The sequence below is a fragment of the Paenibacillus sp. J14 genome, from assembly GCF_000518465.1.
Classification (GTDB): domain Bacteria; phylum Bacillota; class Bacilli; order Paenibacillales; family Paenibacillaceae; genus Fontibacillus; species Fontibacillus barengoltzii.
Window position 1 is genome coordinate 35,122 of sequence record NZ_JADQ01000006.1, and the last position, 20,162, is coordinate 55,283.

18 protein-coding genes are annotated in these 20,162 nt (G+C 52.7%); 10 read left to right on the plus strand and 8 right to left on the minus strand.

Going from position 1 to position 20,162, the window contains the following annotated elements; all coding sequences use genetic code 11:
- The first annotated feature begins 139 nt into the window (after window positions 1-139).
- From M891_RS0102415 to M891_RS0102440, 6 genes are all read left to right on the plus strand, one after another.
- Complete coding sequence (locus M891_RS0102415; RefSeq protein WP_028537688.1) at window positions 140-943, plus strand: GDSL-type esterase/lipase family protein; 804 nt, start codon at window positions 140-142, stop codon at window positions 941-943.
- Window positions 944-985: 42 nt separating this feature from the next.
- A complete protein-coding gene (locus M891_RS0102420; RefSeq protein ID WP_198032011.1) occupies window positions 986-1,972 on the plus strand; it encodes an ABC transporter ATP-binding protein in 987 nt (328 codons plus the stop codon).
- Entirely contained in the window at window positions 1,965-2,954 is a 990-nt protein-coding gene (locus M891_RS0102425; RefSeq protein ID WP_028537690.1) for an ABC transporter permease, read from the plus strand. The genes M891_RS0102420 and M891_RS0102425 overlap by 8 nt, the downstream gene beginning before the upstream one ends.
- Before the next feature lie 76 nt (window positions 2,955-3,030).
- Entirely contained in the window at window positions 3,031-5,016 is a 1,986-nt protein-coding gene (gene parE, locus M891_RS0102430; protein ID WP_028537691.1) for a DNA topoisomerase IV subunit B, read from the plus strand.
- Window positions 5,017-5,029: 13 nt separating this feature from the next.
- Complete coding sequence (parC, locus tag M891_RS0102435; RefSeq protein WP_028537692.1) at window positions 5,030-7,468, plus strand: DNA topoisomerase IV subunit A; 2,439 nt, start codon at window positions 5,030-5,032, stop codon at window positions 7,466-7,468.
- Window positions 7,469-7,548: 80 nt separating this feature from the next.
- Entirely contained in the window at window positions 7,549-7,842 is a 294-nt protein-coding gene (locus tag M891_RS0102440; RefSeq protein WP_028537693.1) for an RNA polymerase alpha subunit C-terminal domain-containing protein, read from the plus strand.
- On the opposite strand, the gene M891_RS0102445 is transcribed toward M891_RS0102440, so the two are convergent.
- Complete coding sequence (locus M891_RS0102445; protein ID WP_028537694.1) at window positions 7,825-8,745, minus strand: LysR family transcriptional regulator; 921 nt, start codon at window positions 8,743-8,745, stop codon at window positions 7,825-7,827. The two genes, M891_RS0102440 and M891_RS0102445, sit on opposite strands and share 18 nt — an antisense overlap.
- A 151-nt stretch (window positions 8,746-8,896) precedes the next feature.
- Here M891_RS0102445 and M891_RS0102450 point away from each other — a divergent pair, with 151 nt between their 5' ends.
- Together M891_RS0102450 and M891_RS0102455 are read left to right on the plus strand one after the other, a co-directional pair.
- Entirely contained in the window at window positions 8,897-9,964 is a 1,068-nt protein-coding gene (locus tag M891_RS0102450) for a branched-chain amino acid aminotransferase (RefSeq protein WP_028537695.1), read from the plus strand.
- Between the two features lie 119 nt (window positions 9,965-10,083).
- The gene (locus M891_RS0102455) at window positions 10,084-10,494 is read left to right on the plus strand and encodes a MarR family winged helix-turn-helix transcriptional regulator (protein ID WP_028537696.1); all 411 of its coding nucleotides are present in this window, start codon (window positions 10,084-10,086) and stop codon (window positions 10,492-10,494) included.
- A gap of 80 nt (window positions 10,495-10,574) precedes the next feature.
- Here M891_RS0102455 and M891_RS0102460 read toward each other — a convergent pair whose 3' ends face one another.
- Complete coding sequence (locus M891_RS0102460) at window positions 10,575-11,345, minus strand: RluA family pseudouridine synthase (RefSeq protein WP_028537697.1); 771 nt, start codon at window positions 11,343-11,345, stop codon at window positions 10,575-10,577.
- Window positions 11,346-11,348: 3 nt separating this feature from the next.
- A complete protein-coding gene (locus M891_RS0102465; protein ID WP_016311916.1) occupies window positions 11,349-12,212 on the minus strand; it encodes a class I SAM-dependent methyltransferase in 864 nt (287 codons plus the stop codon).
- Window positions 12,213-12,415: 203 nt separating this feature from the next.
- Here M891_RS0102465 and M891_RS0102470 point away from each other — a divergent pair, with 203 nt between their 5' ends.
- Window positions 12,416-14,140: an ABC transporter ATP-binding protein gene (locus M891_RS0102470; RefSeq protein WP_028537698.1), complete on the plus strand. Its 1,725-nt coding sequence runs from the start codon at window positions 12,416-12,418 to the stop codon at window positions 14,138-14,140.
- A gap of 57 nt (window positions 14,141-14,197) precedes the next feature.
- On the opposite strand, the gene M891_RS0102475 is transcribed toward M891_RS0102470, so the two are convergent.
- Window positions 14,198-15,037, minus strand: coding sequence for a GNAT family N-acetyltransferase (locus M891_RS0102475; RefSeq protein ID WP_028537699.1), 840 nt, complete (start codon window positions 15,035-15,037; stop codon window positions 14,198-14,200).
- A 146-nt stretch (window positions 15,038-15,183) separates the two neighbouring features.
- Here M891_RS0102475 and M891_RS0102480 point away from each other — a divergent pair, with 146 nt between their 5' ends.
- Entirely contained in the window at window positions 15,184-15,960 is a 777-nt protein-coding gene (locus M891_RS0102480) for an ABC transporter ATP-binding protein (RefSeq protein ID WP_009225964.1), read from the plus strand.
- A 3-nt stretch (window positions 15,961-15,963) separates the two neighbouring features.
- Here the strand turns inward: M891_RS0102480 and M891_RS0102485 are convergent, their stop codons facing one another.
- Genes M891_RS0102485 through M891_RS0102500 form a run of 4 tightly spaced genes read right to left on the minus strand, consistent with a single transcriptional unit; the run spans window position 15,964 to window position 20,137 of the window.
- Window positions 15,964-17,091 carry a GerAB/ArcD/ProY family transporter gene (locus tag M891_RS0102485; protein ID WP_028537700.1) on the minus strand — a complete coding sequence of 376 codons (1,128 nt, stop codon included), beginning with the start codon at window positions 17,089-17,091 and terminating at the stop codon, window positions 15,964-15,966.
- Window positions 17,092-17,119: 28 nt separating this feature from the next.
- Entirely contained in the window at window positions 17,120-17,335 is a 216-nt protein-coding gene (locus M891_RS0102490; protein ID WP_028537701.1) for a hypothetical protein, read from the minus strand.
- Between the two features lie 13 nt (window positions 17,336-17,348).
- Complete coding sequence (locus tag M891_RS0102495) at window positions 17,349-18,542, minus strand: Ger(x)C family spore germination protein (protein ID WP_028537702.1); 1,194 nt, start codon at window positions 18,540-18,542, stop codon at window positions 17,349-17,351.
- Window positions 18,539-20,137 (minus strand): spore germination protein, encoded by a 1,599-nt coding sequence (locus tag M891_RS0102500; protein WP_028537703.1) that lies wholly within the window; start codon window positions 20,135-20,137, stop codon window positions 18,539-18,541. Before M891_RS0102500 ends, M891_RS0102495 begins: the two co-directional genes overlap by 4 nt.
- Window positions 20,138-20,162 lie beyond the last annotated feature (25 nt).

The window sequence follows — 20,162 nt, forward strand, 5'->3', positions numbered from 1 at the left end:
ACTCTGCCGTTCTAAAAATGCTAGTCTTTTTTTCGAGAAAATTTGCATCTCTTTGCAAGAAGTTTTATGTTATTTACATAAGTTGGAGAATGACTCATCGTGAGCGAATGAGGGACTGCGTGGAAACAGGAGGGATTGTATGAGCAGAACGTCCCGGATTTGGCGGTGGGCGGGATTGGCGTCACTGGTATCGACATTAATTCTGCTCGCTGGATTCGTATATGCGGTGTCGGATATTGCCGATCCGTCGGCAGCTGCGGGTCATTCGCCGGCTCCATCGTCCCAAACGAAACCCGCTGTGAAAGCAGGAGCTTGGGATGTGACGGCCATTGGGGATTCCTTGGCCAAAGGGACTGGAGACGATACAGGTAGCGGATTTGCCCGCCGGACGGTAGAACTTTTTAATAAAGAGGGCGCCACGTCTAAACTGATCAACAACTTGGGAATTAACGGTCTGACCACGAAGGAACTGCTGCCGATGCTGGACGATCCCGGCGTGAAATATGCCCTGCAGCAGTCGGGGATTATCCTGTTGTCGATTGGGGGCAATGATCTGTTTGACGGCACGGAGGCATTAACCTCAGGGCAGCAAGTCCCATCTCAGGCGGAAATCGAAGCAGCGATTGAGAAGAGCTCGGCGGATTTTGAAAAAATCGTAGCACATATCAAGAAAATCAACGTGCAAGCGCTCCTCGTCTACGTTGGGTTATATAACCCGTTCAGCGATCTTGAGGGGATGCGCGAAATCGGAAACGATGCGGTCGCGCGCTGGAACGCAATGGCGATGAAGACGCTTGGGGAATATGAAGGGACGTTGGTCGTGCCGACCTATGACTTGTTTACGAATAACGCGTCCCGGTATTTGTCGAGCGACCATTTTCATCCGAACGGGGATGGCTACCAGGCGATTGCCGAACGGATGGTCCAAAGCATCGCGCGCTAATGACGGTGTAATGCTGGAGTTTACAATGAAGGAGTGAACGGCATGGGAGCACGGCAGCCGATCATTGCTGAGCAGCCTCAACCTGTCCTCAGGGTGCAGGGGCTTAAGAAGAAAATCGGACGGAAGTGGATCGTCCACGATGTGAACTTTGAGGTGTATGCCGGGGAGATTTTTGGGTTCCTTGGCCCGAATGGAGCTGGCAAAACAACCACGATCCGCATGCTCGTCGATTTAATTCGGCCAACCGAAGGCCAAGTACATATTTGCGGATATCATGTACAGCGGGAACCGGAGCTGGCGCTGCGCTGCGTCGGCTCCATCGTGGAAAATCCCGAGGTTTACAACTATTTAACTGGACGGGAGAATCTCGAGCATTTCGCCCGCATGATGCCGGGCATCGATGGAAAGCGGATTGAGGAAGTTGTGCAAATGGTTGGGTTGACTGGCCGGATCGATGATAAAGTGAAAACCTATTCGCTTGGTATGCGTCAGCGACTGGGCATTGCCCAAGCGTTGTTAGGCCGGCCAAAGCTTCTGATTCTGGACGAACCGACAAACGGTCTGGATCCGAAGGGGATCAAAGAAATGCGCAGCTTCATCCGCCGACTCGCGGAAGAAGGGATGGCTGTATTTGTCTCGAGCCACCTGCTTAGCGAAATACAGTTGTTGTGCGACCGGGTGGCCATTATTGGGCGCGGGCGCGTCCTCGCCGTCGGCAAAGTGGATGAGCTGATCCAGGCGAATCGAAGTTATGTCGTCTGGGAGTTGGAGCCTCGGGAACCCGGCGAGCAGCTGCTGCGGTCGACAAGCGGGATCAATGTGATCACCGAAGTTGGAAACGTCCTGGACGATACGATTATCGCAGGGATTCAGGGGCAGGCGATCGTCACTCAAATGCAGCCGGAATTGATCCCAAGCCTCGTCCAGCGTCTGGTGCAGGAAGGGATCCGGGTTGAGGCGGTGCAGAGGGTGAATCCAACGCTCGAGCAGCTGTTCCTGGAGATGACGGAAGGTGAAAGCATTGAATAACATTCTTCCTTTAGTAAAAAATGAAACGATCAAGATGATCAAAAAGAAACGCTTTTACGTCATCTTGCTCGTGTTGATCGTGCTGGTTCCGATGTTTGCTTATGCCCAGCTGCGACAAGCGGAGGATAAACGGGAGAAGTTCGGGACGGACTGGCGCAGGGAAGTACAGCAAGCGATCACGGACAACCAGAATTCGCTGGGCAGTGACCGGGTGCCGGAGGAATGGAAGAAATATCGTAAAATTTATATTCAGCAGTTGAAATATTATTTGGAGCATGATGTGAATCCGCGAGAACCGGGCGGCGTCTCCTTTACCCGGGAGTTCTTGGATAACGCAGCCACACTGTTCATTCCGTTGTTAATTATGGGCGTAGGATCGGATATCGTCTCTTCGGAACGGACGAGCGGAACGGTCAAAATGCTGCTCACCCGGCCGGTAAGGCGATGGAAAGTTCTCTTGAGCAAGCTGATCACGCTGATGATGTTTGTGTCCTTGATCATTGTATCAACCTGTGTGATCTGCTATTTCATCTCAGGGTTATTTTTTGGTTACCGTGGATGGACGATGCCGGTATTTACAGGATTCCAGCTGCGGGGGGCCGAAGTAGACATTTCGGGTGTACACGCCGTGCCGCAATGGTTGTATATATTCATGCAGGCCGGCCTGATCTGGTTCGTCAGCGTGGTGGTAGCTGCCCTGGCGTTTATGGTGTCGGTGCTTGTGCGCAGCACATCGGCTAGCATCGTCATTATGATGGCGACGCTGATCGCTGGCAATATTTTGACGAACATGGCTTCTTCCTGGACCAGCGCCAAATATTTATTTATGGTGAATCTCGGTTTAACGAATTATTTGGCGGGGACACCGGCTCCGATCGAGGGAATGACGCTGGGATTTTCGCTGGCTGTGCTGGCGATTTGGGGCCTATGCGCCCTCGTCGTTTCATTCCTTGTCTTTACGAAACAAGATATTTTGAATTAAAATGGACAAAGGCACCAAAACATCTGTTCGACTACTACATACAAAGGTAGACTAAAGAATTAAAGGGGGAGCATGAATGGCCGAACAAATCGATTTGTTCGAGGACGTACCCGGCACGAATGCCGATGGCCCGTCTTCGGGATACGACGCGGACGACATTCAAGTGCTCGAAGGGCTTGTCGCGGTACGCAAACGGCCAGGGATGTATATTGGCAGTACGAGCTCGTCGGGACTACATCATCTGGTATGGGAGATCGTTGACAACGCGGTCGACGAGCATCTGGCGAAGTACTGCACGAAAATTGACATTACGCTGAACAAGGACGGATCGGTCACTGTACTCGATAACGGCCGGGGGATTCCAACCGGCATGCATAAAACCGGGATACCGACGCCGCAAGTCGTTTATACGATCCTGCATGCAGGCGGCAAGTTTGGCGGATCGGGTTACAAGAAATCCGGCGGCCTGCACGGCGTTGGGGCTTCGGTAACGAACGCGCTGTCCGAGTGGCTCGAAGTGGAAATTTATCGGGACGGAAAAATCCACCGGATGCGCTTCGAATATTGGGTTGATGACCAAGGCATTGAACACGTGGGTGAGCCGGTTACAGGACTTGAAGTGATCGGCAACACGAACAAGACCGGCACGAAGGTAACGTTTAAACCGGATATTCGCGTCTTCACCGGCGGGATCGGATTAAACTACGATACGCTCGCGGAACGGTTGCAGGAGATCGCGTTTCTGAATTCGGGCCTGAAGGTGACCTTGAAGGATGAGCGGGTCGGCCGTTCCGACGAGTTTTTTTACGAGGGCGGAGCCAGTCAGTTCGTGGAGTTCCTTAATGACGGGAAGGACGTGCTGCATGATGTCATCCATTTCTATGCGGAGCGGGAGGATATCGAAGTCGAAGTGGCGCTGCAATACAATGCAGGGTACACCGAAACGCTGGTATCGTTCGTCAACTCCATCCCAACTCGGGGCGGGGGAACGCATGAAACCGGATTCAAGACAGCTTACACCCGCGTCATGAACGAATATGCTCGGAAGAACGGCTTGCTCAAGGAAAAGGACAAAAACCTCGAAGGCAACGATTTGCGCGAAGGCATGATGGCTGTCATCAGCGTCAAGATGTCCGAGGTGGAGTTTGTCGGTCAAACGAAAGACCAGCTCGGAAGTGCATCGGCTCGCAGTGCGGTGGAATCGGTCGTCGGCGAGAAAATGGCGGTGTTCCTGGAGGAGAACCCGCAGGTTGCTCAGACGCTGATCAAGAAGGCGGTCCAAGCCTCCAAAGCACGGGAGGCCGCCCGCAAAGCCCGCGACGAAATGCGTTCGGGCAAGAAGCGGAGCGAAAGCTCCAACCTTGGCGGCAAGCTGACGCCGGCGCAGTCGAAGGATTATACGCGCACAGAGCTGTTTATTGTGGAAGGGGATTCCGCTGGCGGTTCGGCCAAGCAGGGGCGTGATTCGAAGCTTCAGGCAATTTTGCCGCTGAAAGGGAAGCCGATGAATCCGGAGAAGGCCAAGCTGGCGGATATTCTCAAAAACGACGAGTACCGGGCGATTATTTCGGCGATTGGCGCAGGCATCGGGCCGGATTTCACCCTGGAGGACAGTAACTTCTCCAAGATCATCATCATGACCGACGCCGATACAGACGGTGCGCACATTCAAGTGTTGCTCCTGACGTTCTTCTACCGTTATATGAAGCCGCTGATCGATGCGGGACGGGTCTATATCGCGCAACCGCCGTTGTACAAGATTACCCGCCGTTCCGGCAAGCTGGAGACGGTGAGATATGCGTGGACCGACGAGCAGCTGCAGAACTACCTGAAAGAATTCGGCAAAAATTTCGAGCTGCAACGCTACAAAGGTTTGGGAGAAATGAATCCCGAACAGCTGTGGGAAACGACGATGAATCCGGAAACGCGGACCATGCTGCAGGTGCAGATCGAAGACGCCGCCAAAGCGGAGCGCCGCGTGTCTACGCTGATGGGGGACAAGGTCGATCCGCGCAAGCGATGGATCGTGGAAAACGTGGATTTCACGGAGTTTGAGGAATAGAAGGTGAATTGATGTGAGCATGCTGGAAAACTTTTTGCCGGCGTTCTTGGAAGAGGTTGTAGGCGACCGCTTTGGCCGGTATTCCAAATATATTATTCAGGACCGGGCGATCCCTGACATTCGCGACGGGTTGAAGCCGGTCCAACGCCGGATATTGTATGCGATGTACGATTCCGGTAATACCCCGGACAAACCGTACCGGAAATCGGCGAAGACGGTTGGGGACGTTATGGGGAACTACCATCCGCACGGGGACTCTTCGATCTACGAAGGGATGGTACGGATGGCGCAGCCGTGGAAGATGGGCCATGCACTTATCGACGGTCACGGCAACTGGGGTTCGCAGGACGATGACCCGGCTGCAGCGATGCGGTATACCGAAGCGCGCTTGTCGGCGATCGCGATGGAGCTCTTGCGAGATATTGAGAAACGGACCGTGCCGTTTAAGGACAACTTCGACAATACGGCGAAGGAACCCGTCGTCCTGCCGGCCCGTTTTCCGAACCTGCTGGTCAACGGGGCCAGCGGGATCTCCGCAGGGTTTGCCACCGAAATTCCGCCGCATAACCTGCGCGAGGTGATTGATGCCTGCATCGCCTTGATGGAGAAGCCGGAAATGACGCTGGAGGAAATTCGGCTGTTCGTGAAAGGGCCGGATTTTCCGACGGGCGGAATTATTATGGGCGAGGAAGGCATTCGGGAAGCCTATGAGACCGGTAAAGGCCGGATTTATTTGCGCTCCAAGACAGAAATCGAGACGCTACGCGGCGGCAAGCAGCAGATTGTTATCACCGAGATTCCTTATCAGGTGGTGAAGTCGCGCTTGGTAACGGCAATGGAAAACATCCGTCTGGAGAAAAAGGTGGACGGCATTGCCGAAGTGCGGGACGAAAGCGGCCGGAACGGACTGCGTATCGTTGTCGAGTTGAAGAAGGATGCGGATGCTCAGGGGATTTTGGCCTATTTGCTGAAAAAAACCGACCTGCAAGTCACCTACAACTTTAACATGGTGGCGATCGTTAACAAGGCGCCGCGTCAGCTGGGGCTCAAAGCGATGCTCGAAGCTTACATTGCTCACCAGCGCGAGGTTGTGACCTACCGGACGCAATATGAGCTGGAGAAGCTGGAGGACCGTGCTCACGTTTTGGAGGGCTTGGTCAAGGCGCTTAACATTTTGGATGAGGTCATCGCAGCGATCAAAGCCTCCAAGAACCGTCAAGATGCGCAAAACAACCTGCAATGGATGTTCGGCTTCACCGAACGGCAGGCCGATGCGATCTTGACCCTGCAGCTGTATCGTTTAACCAATCTGGAGATTACGACGCTGCAGAAAGAGTTGGAGGACATCCAGAAGAAAATCACCGTGTTGCGCGGTATCCTGGAAAGCGATAAGAAGCTGATCGCATTGATCAAGAAAGAGCTGCTCGAGATCCGCGACAAATACGGAATTGATCGCCGTTCGCACATTCAGGACGAGGTTGAGGAGCTGAAGGTCAACCTTGAAGTGCTGGTGGCCCAAGAGGATGTACTGGTTACGATTTCCCATGAGGGGTACATCAAACGTACCAGCATGTTGTCGTTTACGCGATCCGGCGGGGAGCGCGATGGCTCCGGGGTCAAAGAAGGCGACTACATGAAGTATCTGCTGGAGGTAGATACTTTGCAGAACCTGCTGATCTTTACGCAGCGGGGGCAATATTTCCTCTTGCCAGTGCACCAGATTCCAGAGTTCAAATGGAAGGATAACGGAACGGCGATCGTCAATGTGATCCCGCTCGCCAAGGAAGATCGCATTGTCAGCGTGATTCCGGTGAAGAGCTTCGACGAGAATCCAGAGCTCAGTCTGGTCTTCGTGACGAAGAACGGTCAAGTGAAGCGGACCGAGCTGAAAGAATACGAGACGAAGCGTTCCGGCGCGGTAGCCGCTTGCAAGGTTGGCGACGGCGATGAAGTGCTGAGTGTCACGGTCAGCCGGAACAATCAGGAAATTCTGCTATTAACGAAGCAGGGAATGGCGATCCGGTTCGCCGAAGATGAAGTGAACCCGATGGGACGGGTATCCGCAGGGGTACGCGGGATCAACCTGAAGGATGACGATGAGGTTGTTGCCGCGCTCTGGGTCGAAGGCGAGGAAGGCGAAGTCCTTGTCGTATCCGACTTGGCTTACGCGAAGCGCAGCCTGCTGCTGGACTATCCGGTACAAAGCCGGGGCGGCAAAGGTGTCCAGACGTTTGAATTTAAGGAAGGAAAACGCGTCAAACCAAACGGCAGCCGCTTAGTTGGCGGTATTCATTGCAAGGAGCCGGTGTTGTTACAGGCCGTCACGAAGGAAGGGCAAATGCACACCTTCAGCTCGGAAGAATCTCCAATCGCGGACCGGAAGTCCATAGGGAAAGCGATGATGTCCGTAGACAAAAACGACGAGATCGTGGATCTCTTCGTCAAAGAATAAGCGATCAACTTCGGGGAAGGCTTGAAACTTCCCCGGAGTTTTTTTAAAAACAATGCGTGGTGATGGAAAGGAGATGGAGAATGGCGGCAAGTACAAAAACACAAAGGACCTGCCCCAAAGGGCATATCTACTACAAAAGCAGTGATTGTCCAACCTGTCCGATCTGCGAACAGGAGCGGGAACCGGCAGCGTATTTCCTGTCGCGGTTATCCGCGCCGGCTAGACGAGCCTTGGAAGCAAATGGCGTAACGACTTTGGAGAAGTTGGCTGAGCTGAGTGAGCAAGAGGTGCTGCGATTTCATGGCATGGGCCCCGCTTCCTTGCCTAAGCTGAGAGAGGCTTTGCGTGCGCAAGGATTAACGTTTCGGAGCTAAAATCGAGCCTTGAACTGCTCCCTCATGATCCTCGGTAAGATGATCGATGAATGCTTGGAGCGTAGGATCCATAAACGTACTTCTGCGATAGACTAACCCGACGTTTTTGTGCGGAACGGGCTGTGCCAATGGGACAACGGTGATTCCGCCGCGGCGGTTCGTGCTAGTTAACGTCCGGGCATAAGAGCCGGGGAGAACCGTACCTCCGACGTGGTGGATGACCATCTGGACCTGGGATTCCATCGTCGACAGCTCCATGACTGGCCGGATCTCAATGCCCTGATCAGCGCATGCCGTATCCAGCAGTTGCCGCACGTAAAACTTTGGCGGAAAGAGCACTAGCGGCAGCTGTGCAACCTGCTCCAGCGTCACTTCCGGCAGCTCCGCATAAGCATGCTCGCTGGAGACAACCAGCACCAGCGCCTCGTCGAACAGCGGCCGGCTGACGATTTGCTCATCCTGGAGCGGCAGAAACACGACGCCGAGATCCAGCTGGTTGGCGAGCAGACCGGCTCTGGTCTCTTCGGTGGCGAGCTCAAGCACCGTCAGCTCAATTCCGGGGTACTGGCGGTGGAAAGAGATCAGCTTGTCTTCCAGCAGGTGGTTGCCGGAGCATCCGATCCGGAGCTGCCCGCGCTGTACGCCGGTAATCTGGCCGATTTCCAATTTCGCCTGCTCTACCTCATAAACTACCCGGCGGGCGTGCTCCAACAGGATTGCTCCTGCTTGGGTCAGGTAGTTTTTTTTACCAATCCGTTGAATGAGGGCCGTCCCCAGCTCTTGCTCCAGCAAGCGAATTTGGTGGCTGAGCGTAGGCTGTGTAATCCCCAGTCTTTCCGCAGCTTTGGTGAAGTGTAAATCCTCCCCGACCGCGATGAAATATTCCAATAGACGATGCTCCATAGCGGATCATTCTCCTCAATACATAGATGTTGTCAATGATTATAATTGAAACGATGTTATTGATCAATGAAGAAAGAATCGGTATAGTGAAAGACAGAGTAAAAATTGTTTCGTCAGTTCGTGAATCCGATAAAGGGAAAGAGGAAATAAAATGGGAAATTGGTCCGTCACACTAACTACGGCTAAAAAAGCGAAGCCGGCTGCCGATCAGCTGGGCTTTGGCAAATATTTTACCGATCATATGCTGCTTATGGATTATACGGCAGATCAAGGCTGGCACGATCCGCGAATCGTGCCGTATGGACCGATTTCGCTGGATCCATCGGCGATGGTGTTCCACTACGGGCAAGAGGTGTTTGAGGGAATGAAGGCGTACCGGACACCGCAGGGAGAGCTCGTATTGTTCCGGCCGGATATGAACTTACGCCGGTTGAATCATTCGTGCGAACGTCTTGGGATTCCTCAAGTGGATCCGGAGGAAGTGCTGGAAGGTATTTGCCGTCTGCTCGCTTTAGAGGAAGAGTGGATGCCGGAAGGGAAAGGCAATTCTTTGTATATCCGACCGTTTATTATCGCTACTGAAGCAGGTCTTGGAGTGCGGGCCGCAGAGGAGTATCGGTTGATCGTCATTTTATCGCCGGTTGGGGCTTATTATCGCGAAGGGATCCATCCGGTGCGCATCTATGTGGAGGATCGGTACGTTCGGTCCGTTCGCGGCGGTACCGGTGAAGCGAAAACCTCGGGGAACTATGCCGCAGGGATCAAAGCTCAGGAAGATGTCAAGTCGCTGGGCTTTTCCCAGGTATTATGGCTTGACGGAATCGAGAAGAAGTATATCGAAGAAGTGGGCAGCATGAACGTGTTCTTCAAAATTGGCGGGGAAGTGGTCACTCCCGAACTGAACGGCAGTATTCTGGCTGGTGTCACGCGGGACTCGGTCATTCATCTTCTTCGGGAGTGGGGAGTTCCCGTTAAGGAACGCCGGATCTCAATTGAAGAGCTGTTCGAGGCCCATAAGGAAGGGAAACTTGAAGAAGCGTTTGGCACCGGAACGGCGGCGGTCATCTCTCCGATCGGCAGCATGACGTGGGAAGGTCATGACATGGGGATTGCTGGAGGCCAAACCGGAGCATTGTCGGCAAAACTGTACGAGACATTGACTGGAATCCAACGCGGAGAGCGGGAGGATTCCTTCGGATGGCGGTATTCCGTCCGTTAAAAACAACGGGACGGTGCCCCTTTGCCGTAAACCCTTGGATAATTGCTTCAAGGCAGCAGGAATTTGCGAAGGAAGCAGCGAATTATCCAAATGGTGATGTAAGGCAAGGAGGGATAAGATTGCATACCGCTGAATTTGCCAGATTGCTTGATCTCATCGTGAAGGATTATCAGACCCACATGGAGGAGGAGCTGGCTCCCACACTAACGACGTCGCAGTTGACCGTTCTGGAGCTGCTGGAGCAGCAGGGCAATCTGAAGCCGTCCGATTTGATTCCGTATCTCTCCACGACGCCGGCTGCAGTAACGATGCTGCTGGACCGTATGGAGCGGGGCGAACTGATTCGCCGCGACCGGGATGAGAACGATCGCCGCAACGTGTGGGTGTCGATTACGGATAAAGGACAATCCGAAGTCCGCCGGGGGATCGAAGTTCGCAACGCCTACTTAAGCGGCGTGTTGAATCGCATCTCAAGTCATAATCAACAACTGCTGGTATTTCTGTTGGGCAAAATTTCGGGAACGAAATAAGGAACTTGCCTACGAGGGAGTCTAATGAATAGGCGGGACGTCAAGGAGCTGATTTTGTCAGCTTCAGACGTCCCGCCTTTTTACATCTCGATTCCGTTGCCCCCAGCCTGCAGCAACGCTGCAAGGCGGGTATACGTTTCTTCCTTCCATAGATCCCACGGATACGCACGCGGCGGGAGGGAGATCAGATCGATCGGCTCCTTCGTCACCGGGTGCGGAAATCCAACGTACAACGACCAAAGGGCGATTTGTTGGCCTGGTTTATTCCACCCTGCGCCATATTTCTGATCGCCATACAGAGGGCAGCCGATGTGGCTCAGTTGCACTCGGATCTGGTGCGGCCGGCCGGTATGCAGCTCCACCTGCACAAGGCTCAGCTGCTCCGATGCAGAAGTGCCGAGTACCCGGTAATCGAGCCGCGCCTCTTTGCCGCCGGGCGTCCCCGCTGGAACGACAGACACGGTATTGGTGCGTTCGTCTTTAAGCAGCGTATCCGTCAAACGCCCTTGCCGCTGCGGCGGCGTTCCGTGTACAACGGCGACATATGTTTTGTTGAATCGGCGGCTTCGCACCATCTCCGCTAACCGTGAAGCGGCTTTGGAGGTCTTGGCGAAGATCATGGCACCTCCGACCGGACGATCCAGCCGATGCACAAGTCCGAGATACACGTTACCGGGCTTGCTATACCGCTCCTTGATGTCCGCCTTCAGCAAATTCAGCAGATCGGGGTCTCCGCTGGCATCCTCCTGGGTAGGGATGTTCACCGGCTTCTCGATGCCGAGCAGATGGTTGTCTTCATATAGGATCGCCATCGCCGGCTGTCCCGAGGTCCGCTTGACTTCGGAAACCATCGGTTATTCCTCCCAGCGTCCGAGAATGCCGCAAGGGAGATGAAGCCCTGAGCGGGTGATCGGCAGGCCCAGTTCACCGGCCGAGATCCGTCCCCCGTAACGCTTCTTGACGGTCATCGTCAGAATGTTGTTCAGAACGGTAGGCGAAATGCCGGTCGTATACGAGTTAATAAGGAAGAAGAGCGGCTTGTCCGACAGGATCGACAAGCAAGACTCTACAAACGGGTAGAGGCTCGTCTCCAGCTTCCACATCTCACCACCCGGACCACGCCCGTAGGACGGAGGGTCCATGATAATCGCGTCATATCGGTTGCCGCGCCGTTGCTCCCGCTGTACGAACTTGAACACGTCATCCGTGATGAAGCGTACATGACGGTCAGCCAAACCGGACAGCGCCAGGTTCTCTTTGGCCCATTGGACCATCCCTTTCGCTGCATCGACATGAACAACCGAAGCGCCAGCTGAAGCTGCGGCTACAGTGGCCCCGCCGGTATATGCAAACAGGTTCAGCACCTGAATCGGCCGACCCGCGCCGGCGATCTTGTCCATCATCCACCGCCAGTTGGCAGCTTGTTCCGGAAACAATCCGGTATGTTTGAAATTGGTGGGGCGGATATAAAATTTCAACCGGTCATAGGAAATCGTCCAACGGTCGGGGATCTGCTTCTTCATCTCCCATTGTCCGCCGCCGGAGGAACTGCGATGGTAATGCCCGTGCACATCGCGCCAACTGCGATCTTCATTGGCGATCGGCCAGATGATCTGCGGATCGGGGCGCCGCAAAATGACGTCCCCCCAGCGCTCCAGCTTTTCTCCGTTTCCGGTGTCCATGACTTCATAATCCTGCCAATCATTTGCTACATACATGTGTTGATCCTTCCTTCCACCGCTTTTTGCGGCCCGCCCGTTTGGGCATGTCCTTAAGTTCTGTAGATTCGGTAGTTATTGTACCTTATTTTTCTATCGGCATGCTACCTTCAAGGTGAAAACGATCTTCAATTCATTCCGCGGGTGTGGTAGTCTTTCAATAAAACACTAAGTTTTAGAGGATCAAGGAGAGAGCATTGGAAATGTTACGTCGTTTTTTTTCATATTACCGGCCTTATAAACATTTGTTTATTCTGGATTTCACCTGTGCTGTGGTGGCGGGTCTGCTGGAGATCGGGTTCCCGGTCGCCGTTAACCAGTTCGTGGACAAGCTGCTGCCGGGTCGCGACTGGGCGCTAATCATCTGGGCTTCGGCTGCGCTGCTAGGTGTATATCTCCTGAACACGGCGTTGAACTACATCGTCACGTACTGGGGCCATATGCTGGGGGTTAACATTGAAACGACCATGCGCAAAAAGATGTTTGATCACCTGCAAAAGCTGTCCTTCCGCTTCTATGATAATCATAAGACCGGACAACTGATGTCGCGAATCTCCAACGATCTTGACAATATCGGAGAGCTGGCGCACCACGGACCAGAGGACGTCTTTATCGCCGGAATGACCCTGATCGGCTCGTTCCTGCTGATGCTGTCGATTAACTGGAAGCTGGCGGTGCTGACCTTCCTCGTTGTGCCGGTGCTGGTTTGGACGGCGCTTTATTTCAATGGAAAAATGACGAAGACCTACCGCGGCTTGTTTTCCGCGCTCGCTGATTTCAATTCCCGCGTGGAAGAGAATATCGGCGGCATCCGTGTTGTTCAGGCGTTTGCAAACGAAAAGCACGAGCAAAAGCTGTTTGAGGAAAACAACAACGCCTATCGTGCTACGAAGCTGTGGGCTTATAAAATCATGGCGGGGAGCTTGTCCATCAACTACATGTTAATGCGGCTTGTTTCGTTGTTCGTGATGGTTTGCGGAACTTGGTTTGTTATTCACGGGGAGTTAACTTACGGAGAGTTCGTTGGTTTCCTGTTGCTGGCAAACGTGTTCATCCGGCCGATTGAGAAAATCAATGCGATCATCGAAAGCTATCCGAAGGGGATTGCCGGTTTCAAGCGTTATCTGGAAATTATGGATACGGAGCCGGACGTAGCCGATGCCCCGGATGCGATTGACGTTGGAACCTTGAAGGGAGACATTTACTTCGATCGGGTTTCTTTCGGTTATGAAGGGGCTTCTCGCGTGTTGGAGGACGTCAGCTTGAAGATTCGAGCTGGGGAAACCGTCGCCTTCGTAGGGCCGTCAGGTGCCGGCAAAACTACGCTATGCAGCTTGCTGCCGCGCTTCTATGATGTGGATGGCGGACGGATCACCATCGACGGGATGGATATTCGCGATCTAACCCTGTCCTCACTGCGGCGCAATATAGGGATTGTACAGCAGGACGTTTATCTCTTCTCGGGGACGATTCGTGAGAACATCGCTTACGGCAAGTTGGAGGCAACAGAAGAGGAGATTTGGGAGGCAGCGCGGCGGGCGCAGCTCGAGGATTTCATTCGCTCGCAACCGGAAGGATTGGAGACGGTGATTGGTGAACGCGGCGTCAAGCTGTCCGGTGGGCAAAAACAACGGTTGGCGATCGCAAGAATGTTCCTGAAAAATCCGCCGATCCTGATCTTGGACGAAGCGACATCCGCCCTGGATACCGAAACGGAGCAGGCGATCCAACAATCGCTGGCCGAGCTGTCCGTGGGAAGAACCACACTCGTGATCGCTCACCGGCTGGCTACGATCAAAAATGCCGACCGGATCGTTGTGATGACAGAAGAGGGCATTACTGAGCAGGGGCGCCATCAGGAGCTGATTGCCGCCGGTGGTCATTACAGCCGGCTGCATCAGGCCCAGTTTGGACATTTGAATAATTAGATGAACGAAGACCGCAGGAGCTCTTCCGTAGAGCCTGCGGTCTGATTCGTTTTAGAATCAACGCAAATAAGCATAGTAGTCCTGGGAGCGGCAAATTCGAAACCCCGTCTGTTCATAAAGTTTCTTGGCTTGGGGGTTGTTGAGTGCGACTTCCAGCCAGACCTCAAAGCCTTTGGCACGTTCGCGTTCAACCACCTGACGCAAAGCAGTACTACCGATGCCTTGCCCCCTCCGGGATGAAGTAACAACAAAGCCGTAGATCCAAGCCTCCTGATCACGACGGGACACCCGAATTTTCCCAACGGCTTCGCCTTCATGAACGATGAGCTCGTTCTGACGAATTTCTTCCTCCGTTAACTTCTCGTAGTACAACCGGGCTTCCTCCGCCTGGAGATCAAATCCCTCCTGATCGAGGCGAGCGAGCAGCGGTCGGTCCGTGTCCTCCGCGGATCGGAGAGCGATTTGAGCCGTTCTGGACGGAGCATTCGTGCAAGCCGCTTCAGGGGAGTGCTTCATTTGAAATTCGCTGAATTCATAGCGGCAAGGATAGGCGGCAAGGAAATGCTTGGCCGAGTCGGAGTTCCCAGGAGCATTCAATAGGATCTTCGGATACGAACCCACCGTAGCTAGGTTTAACCCACGCTGCAGCAGAGAGGTGAAAATACCTTGTCTGCGGTAATCCGGGTGAACCATGCCGCAGACCTCCAGCGTGCTTCCGAACGGATACAAGCCTAAGAAAGCGACCAGTTGCCCGTCGCGGAACTCGATCAAATCTGCGGCACTCTCTTCCTTGCGGGAGTGTAAGGTGTCCCAATTTAACTTCAAAGCAATTCCGTCATGCTGCTCTACGTGTTGTTGGAGGGCTTCTACGTCAGCCCATGTCCATGTTAGATTCATGCCAGCTCACTTCCCTTCATTCGTATTCTAGCGGATCGGAAGGAAATTGGCACGTGAAATCGTGGGCAGACGCGCTTGACATATCGCAAGTACGGGGGTAGCTTGAAAGTACTGCAAATCTACTTATTTTTTCGGAGGTACTAGGAATGAATATCATCGAAATGGAACAAGTGACTTGGTTCCGGGATGGGAAAGCCGTATTAAACGGCATCGATTGGACGGTCCGCGAGGGAGAACATTGGGCGATGCTAGGCTTGAACGGTTCAGGCAAAACGACGTTGCTGAACATGATCAGCGGCTACCTCTGGCCGACATCTGGCCATATCAGCGTACTGGGGAACCGGTTTGGCGAAGTAGATTTGCGGGAGCTGCGCAAAACGATTGGGTGGGTTAGTTCTTCGATGCAGGCCAGACTACACGGGGGGCAAAAAGCTGAAGATCTTGTGGTAAGCGGCAAGTTTGCAACCATCGGACTTTACGAGAAACCAACGTCAGAGGATTACGACCGGGCTGCAGCCTTCATGAACCAGCTCCATTGCAGCCATTTACATGGACGAACTTACCAGACCTGTTCCCAAGGTGAACAGCAAAAGCTGTTGATTGCTCGGGCTTTGATGGCTTCGCCCCAGCTGCTCATCCTGGACGAGGCAACGAACGGGCTGGATTTCATCTCCCGGGAAGGATTGCTGGAAAGCATCGCACAGCTGGCCGCCGAACCGAATACGCCGCATATGCTGTATGTAACGCACCATACCGAGGAAATTTTGCCGATTTTCACGCATACGCTGCTGCTCCGGCGGGGAGAAGTCTACGCGCAAGGGAAAACGTCGGATGTCCTGAACGAAACCGGGTTATCCGATTTCTTTGAAACGCCGGTGGCTTTGCGATGGAATCAGGAACGAGCTTGGCTGTCGACGAAATAAGCCTTAACCCGTCGGGGTACTCCCGGCGGGTTTTGCTGTTTTGGAGCCGGAGGCTTTTTTGCGTATTGCAGCCACTAACCAATAGAAGCTGGGGATGAGAAATTCGGCGAAAAAGAACATCGGCGCCCCTTCCCAGGACAGGAAAGAAATAATTTCCGGGGGGGTTCTGGCAATCGACATGGCGTAAATGGACACAAAGGCGACAACCGGCAGCGTGAACGGTTTATGATCTTTCACGCCAGTCAATTGGGCAATGCATAAGACCGCGGTGAATACCACAAACGCAATTTTTACAAAGATGCTGGTCAGCCACAAAATAATTAAGATCGGGTCCATCGTTTCGATAAATGAGCCGACACGAATGAAACGAACCAGTTCCATGTCAGGGTAAACCAGATTGGCTCCCAGGTTCGGTCCAAACGTCAGCAGGATCGGAATGAGATGCAACACGATCAGCAGCAATGAAGTGAGCGTAGCCCCGAAGAGGGTGCGGAACACTTTTTTTGGCATCTCTAGATAAGGAAATAGCAAAAACAAGAATGCCATCTCTCCAAAAATCGCCATCGTATCTAGGATTGAGGCAACCATATCTCTTGCCGAGAGATGGTTAATCAAGGCGCTGAACATATCCAATTCCATTTCCTGAAACCCGATAAACGGAATAAAGAAGAAGGCGGCGGCAAAAATGAGGAAAAAACCTTCAGCCGTACGGAAGATCGTCAGGATCCCGCAGCGAACAGCATAGGCGACACAGACTCCAAAGATGGCGATCACCGCCCACCCTGGCGTACCAATCAAATATTCCGATAACAAGAAATCAGCAAGCTCCCTTAAATTGAGGGCAGCTAGAAAGAGATGGAGTATCACGATATATAGAACGAAGAGGATATGGAGGGGACGGCCCACTACTTTGCCTCCGAATTCTACAAAAAATTCGTTGGGGCGAGAGGATGCGAGCTTATAGGCGGGGTAGCATAACAGCAGCCCCAGCAAAGCGCCCACTACAACGGCAACCGGCGTAGAATACTTGCTGCCTCCAAGCAACATCCCTGTATAAAAAGCGATGACGGTGGTGAAGGTTTGCAAGCTGAAAAGCGCAAAGATTTGATTGGTTGTAATTTTCTTGAGCATTCATTCCGCCTCCTAATGTCGGATCGTGTCAAAACGATCCGCCCAGCATCGACTTGCGTAAATATTCCATCATCATGATGAAATTCCATTGATCCTTCAGTTTAAATGTGACTTCTGAGATGACAAAAAAACAGATGGAGACGACCAGAACGGTAATTCGTTTTTTTAGCTGAACTCCTTCTTTTTTCTGCATCAGCCAGTCAGCCAGTATGATGAGCACATACAGGATACCAATATAGACCACATTGAATCCCTCGCTATCTATTGGTTTCGTGAACCACCGAACGAAACACACCGCCCGTACGGTTTAATTTAATCTTCACATCAACTTCAATCGGGAGTTCCTTGGCGTAGTAATTCTTCCATTGATCTTGCATCGAATGCCAAATTTTCGGATGACTCCAATCCAGATATTGGCTCATGAGGAAGGCGTCAGATCGGGCTTTCCGAGTCTTGTCCAGCACATGGATAAACTGCTCTTCCACGTCCTTACTCAGGAGTTTCTCCAATTCACGGAGAACTTGCGGGTCCTTCAAATCGATGCGAGACAGTGAGGCTTCGATATAAGCTTTTGCACTGCTATCGACTTTGAACGAGACCTGATCTCCCTGTACTTTCGGTTTTATACTCGTCTTTATGCCTTCGATGTAAAAGCTAATCTCCTTCTCATCGGTGGGAGAGGGGAGGGTGAGCGTTGTATTTTTTAGCTGAGAGCTGATCCACAGCGCGGTTCGATGCTCGAGAGGAGTGAGCTCGATCTTCGCCATTTTCCCGCCGCTGAAAATCGCTGCACCTCCGGAGCCCATCCAACGGTTTGTTTTTGGATTCTCCTTGGCAATTCCTGGTAACTCTCCGAAGGACAGCAGCGGGATCAGAATATCCCCGCCTTGGTATAGCGCCAGCTTATAATCCTTGACGGTAGTATCCAATACATAGTGATTGTTGACGTATTTCCGCAGGATGTCGCTGAGAATCCGTTCGAATACCATCGGTGCCTTCGTGATTTCTTTAACGTCACCCGGGGTTACGAACAAGCTGGCACTCAGCCGGAAGGAGGGCTGACGGAAGACAAATTCAACAACTTCGTCCAAGCCATGCTCCGCCTCTCTTCGGCCTACCACAACGATGCGGGTTTGACCAAAAGTGATGTTCCGAGGCACGTCAATTTGAAGTAGATTTAAAGCCTGACTTAGGTTTTCTGCTCGTCTAGTTATAAAGCTAAACGGATCCCCTTGGTGTTGCCCCGTCCCGCCGGCTTCCCCGGGAATCATCCGGTTCGGGAGCGGAATGCCTACGGTCAATTCCACCTGCCCGTCCTCCGTCCGATCGATGAGTACCGTGTTCACAAACGCACGGTTGTTAAGCTCCTGAGCGGACCAGCATCCGCCAACGCCAATGAAGAGCAAGATAATCAATGTTGCTGTTGCGATAGCGCGGTGGATTCTCGTCACTCGAAATCACCTTTCTTCTCTTTTACCCAACTGCGAGGATTTGAGTTTTGCCGGTTTTCGTTGTTCGAGAGTTGCATCGGTCGTTTGTGCATCTTCCACCAAGGAACCCGAATGAACGTATCTCCCAAATCCTTGCCCATGAGCGGAGCAATCGGGGATAAATAGGGAAGTCCAAAAGATTCCAAATTGACCAAATGGATGTAAATCAGGATTAACCCGCAGGTGACGCCGTACAACCCAAACATGGAGGCTAGGATCATAATCGGAAAACGGAGCAATCGAAACGCCAAGCCTAAATCGAAATGGGGGATGATAAACGAAGCGATCCCCGTTAAGGAGACGATGATCACCATGGCCGCTGAGACGATCCCAGCTTGAACTGCAGCTGTGCCGATGATCAAGGCGCCGATAATGGATACGGCTTGCCCGACCGATTTTGGAATTCGAATGGAAGCTTCACGAAGCGCTTCAAACGCAAGTTCCATCGCAAAGGCTTCCCATAGTGCCGGAAAGGGGACGATCTCCCGTGAAGCAGCGATCGTAATCAGCAGCTGGGAAGGGATCATTTCCGGATGAAACGTGGTGACTGCGATATAAATGGACGGCAGAGTTAAAGAAGCAACTACGAAAAAATAACGAATCCAGCGAATCCAGTTCGCTGCGACATAACGCTGATAGTAATCCTCCGCCGATTGCAGCAGCATCGGCAAGGTCACCGGAGCGAGCAATGCGATCGGTGAACCATCTACAATGATGGCGATTCTTCCTTCCAAAATCGCTGCGACGACGACGTCAGGTCGTTCTGTGTACTGAAGTTGCGGAAAAGGCGTGTAAGGGTTGTCCTCGATGATTTCTTCCACGTAGGCGGAACCCAGAATTCCGTCCATATCGATATTGGACATGCGACGCTGCACTTCTTTCAGCAATTCCGGCTTACATATGTTCTCCATATAAGCCAGCACAATACTGGTTCGAGTTTCCCGACCTTTATTGACCGTCGGGGTTTTCAGATGTGGACTTTTAATCCGGCGGCGAATCATGGTCAAATTCTTCTCCAAGTCCTCGATGAAGGCTTCTCTAGACCCGCGGATGACAGATTCGTTGGGAGCTTCATCAATACTGCGCGTCGGGTAAGCGGAAATGGAGAACGTCAACATCCGCTTATCCCCGTCGATCATCAGCAAAGCTTCGGCGTTCAGGATGGCTTGAATCGCTTGATTTAAGTCATCGATGACGGTAGCTGTAGATACGCTTAATGCCTTATCCTCGAACAGGAACTGATAAATATTTTTCTCCTGCAGCAACGCGGATTCTCGCTGTAGACTGCGAACGATAAATTGCTGGACCGTTTCCTGTGCAATCATTCCGCGAACATAGACGAGGGCACACGATTGACCCGAGCTGATCGTAAATTCGCGATAGATGATGTCTGAGCTATCCTTAAGCACCTGCTTCATCCACTCTAACCGAGCTTGTAAGCTTTGATCGTTAGAGAGGGCTGGCGCATCCGTGCGGCTTGGGGGGAGTGTCGGTGTTTTGCCTGACTTCCCCCCGAGGGAGTGTTTTCGACGCTGCAGCTTTCTAATGATGGGCATGGAACTACCTCCTTCCTTAGCCGAC